Origin of the sequence: Desulfocurvus vexinensis DSM 17965, from assembly GCF_000519125.1 — a bacterium.
Classification (GTDB): Bacteria; Desulfobacterota; Desulfovibrionia; order Desulfovibrionales; family Desulfovibrionaceae; genus Desulfocurvus; species Desulfocurvus vexinensis.
The window spans coordinates 1-2,398 of record NZ_JAEX01000051.1 but is presented as its reverse complement, the minus strand read 5'-3'; the positions used below and the strand labels follow the sequence as shown (position 1 = coordinate 2,398).

Genomic DNA, 2,398 nt, shown 5'->3' with positions numbered 1-2,398 from the left:
CGGTCGATCCGGTCGACGGCCAGGGTGACGTCCGCGTCGCAGCCAGCGGTGGAGGCGAGCAGCAGATTGCTGATGCCGCCCTGGTTGGCGGTGAGGTCGAGACCAGCGTTGAGCCTGGCGCGGCCGAGCTGGAAGCAGAGACGGTGTCGAGATTCCAAGGGCAGGCGCAGGTCGTACTTGGCCTCAGCCCGTTCGACCGGTTCCGCTTGCGTGTCGAAAAAGAAGTCCTTCTGCCGAAAGCAGTAGCGCAGCGCGGTCTCGCCATGGGTCAGCGGCTTGCGGTTGAGATGGCTCTCGCCCAGCCCGAAGCCGCTTTCCAGAACATCCCCCTCGAAATCGCGGCCGGTGTAAATGGGCGTGCAGAAGGAAACCCGGTCCTCGCCGACGCGGGTGTACGGAAGCCGCCAGTCGTTGAGGGCCTTGTGGTTCAGTCGCATCCGGTTCTGGCGGCCGTGAAAACGGGAGACCTTCACGGCGGCCCGGTCGATCTCCGGGAGCATCTCCGTGGTACTGGTGAGCTGCAGCAGCTCCCAGACCCTCTGCTTGTTGGTCAGGTGACGGCAGGAACCGAGCGAGGAGCGGCCAAGGACGAAGGTCTCGTCGAGAAACGCCAGCACGATCCTGCGCACGGCGTTGGCATGCCCGAAGTCGAGCATTGCGCCGCCTTCGATCCATTCCAGGAGGAACTGGAGCCAGAAACAGCGGGTGCCCGCCGGGTGGTGAAACACCAGGGCGTCGCGCAGCCCCTCGGTCTGGTTGAGGCACAGCACGCGAAACACGCCGAGGCTGAACACCAGGCCGGGCAGCTTGGCTTTGCTGAGTCGGGAGCGGGCATTGAGACGCAGAGCCGAGCGGAAGGTCTCCTGCAGTTCCCCCTTCCAACCGAGCGCATCGAAGTCGCGTTCGATGGCCGGGATGGTGCCCTTGCGGCGATAGATCTCGACCGCCTCCCGCACGCGGCGGCGCTGGCAGTCCGGCGAACAGGTGCCGTCCACCTCGAGACCGACGAGCCTCGCCAGCAGCGGCAGGAAGCGTTCGTCGCAATGATCGACATCGAAGATGGTCGGGAAGTCGTCGATGGCCTGCTTGAGTTCGTCGAGCGTTCCGGCGGGAAGGCTCAGAAAGGTGCGCAGGTCACCGGCCTCGTCGTTGTGCTCGTAAAGCGGCGGCAGCAGGCCAAGCAGATTGTCCTTGAACCAATCTGACATCAACCGGCCCTCCGCAGATCGAGGTTGACGCTGCCGAGAACCGGGATTTCGCCGTGGCGCAGCTCGATGTCCTGCTGGGGTGCGTAGAGGTGCATGTGGCTGACGCCGCGCACGCCGTCGATCAGGGCCACCAGGTCGGAGAAGTGAATGGTCTGGCCAAAGGAGACTTGGTCGAAGGAAAAGAAATCGGAGAGCGCGGCTTCGATGCGGCTGCGCACATTTTCCAGCGGTTCACCTGGCCAGATGTAGACCTCGGCGTCGATGGAAACGGGCCGGTAGATCGGATCGAACAGGTTGATCTCGACTGTGATGACCTTGCGGCGTTCGAGAAACTCCGCGAGGTCCCGCTTGAGCAGCGCCGAGGGCATTCCGCCGCCGTTGGGGGCGATGGCCAGTTGGACGTTGTAATAGCGGATGTTCTGACAGGCATTGGTGTCGAGCACCTTGGCCTTGGCGACGCTGGGGTAACCTTCGGCGAGCGCCTGGTAATCCTCCAGGGTGACGGCTTTCCAGAGACTGCGTAGCTCCGCCGGTGCCTGTCGCCGGGCGTGTTCGAGGGCTTCCCGCGACGCGCCGCCGGTGGCGGGCACCGGATTGGTGACGGTCAGGGAGACCTGTCCGCCGTCGAGGTAGACCGGGCTCAGCAGTTGGGTGATCCGGTTCGGACCGAGATTGCCCTGGTCTCCGATGGTCTGCAGATAGCTGACGGTGATGGCGCTTCCCTGAGCGGGTACAGCGCCGCTTTGCCCGTCGCCGAAAATCAGGGTGGAGATGTCGAGGGCGTCGAGATCTGCCATGAAATGGCGGCTGTCGGCCAGACTGTCCTGAAAATGATCGACCTCGCTCCAGGCGTCGTCCCCCACCGTAACAGTGATGGTGCCCTGGGCGATGACGTCGCCGGTCAGGCGGAAGCGCTGGAATGGCAGGCCCGTCGACGTGAAGGTCTCAGTGCGGCGCACGCCTTGACGGGCTGGGATGTCCACCGAGAGCACGCCTCGCGGGATGAGGCCGTCCTCGACCGTCTCGAAATCCGCCTCGCCGTCACTCAGCAGGGCGCGGCATGCCGTCCCCGCCGGAATGGTCAGGTCCTTGCCGAGCGGGGCGGAGAGCCGGAAGCGCAGCGTGGTGGTGGAGGCCACCGGCGAGTCCAGCCGGTAGCCGATGAGCTTGCAGAGGTTGATGACGTTCTG

At 64.8% G+C, this 2,398-nt stretch carries 2 protein-coding genes; both read right to left on the bottom strand.

Going from position 1 to position 2,398, the window contains the following annotated elements; translation table 11 throughout:
• Positions 1 to 1,208: phage tail protein (locus tag G495_RS0114500; protein ID WP_028588361.1), on the bottom strand; the 1,208-nt coding region annotated here is incomplete at its 3' end.
• On the bottom strand, positions 1,208 to 2,398 hold a 1,191-nt coding region (locus G495_RS0114495; protein WP_028588360.1), incomplete at its 5' end, for a baseplate J/gp47 family protein. The genes G495_RS0114495 and G495_RS0114500, both read right to left, overlap by 1 nt.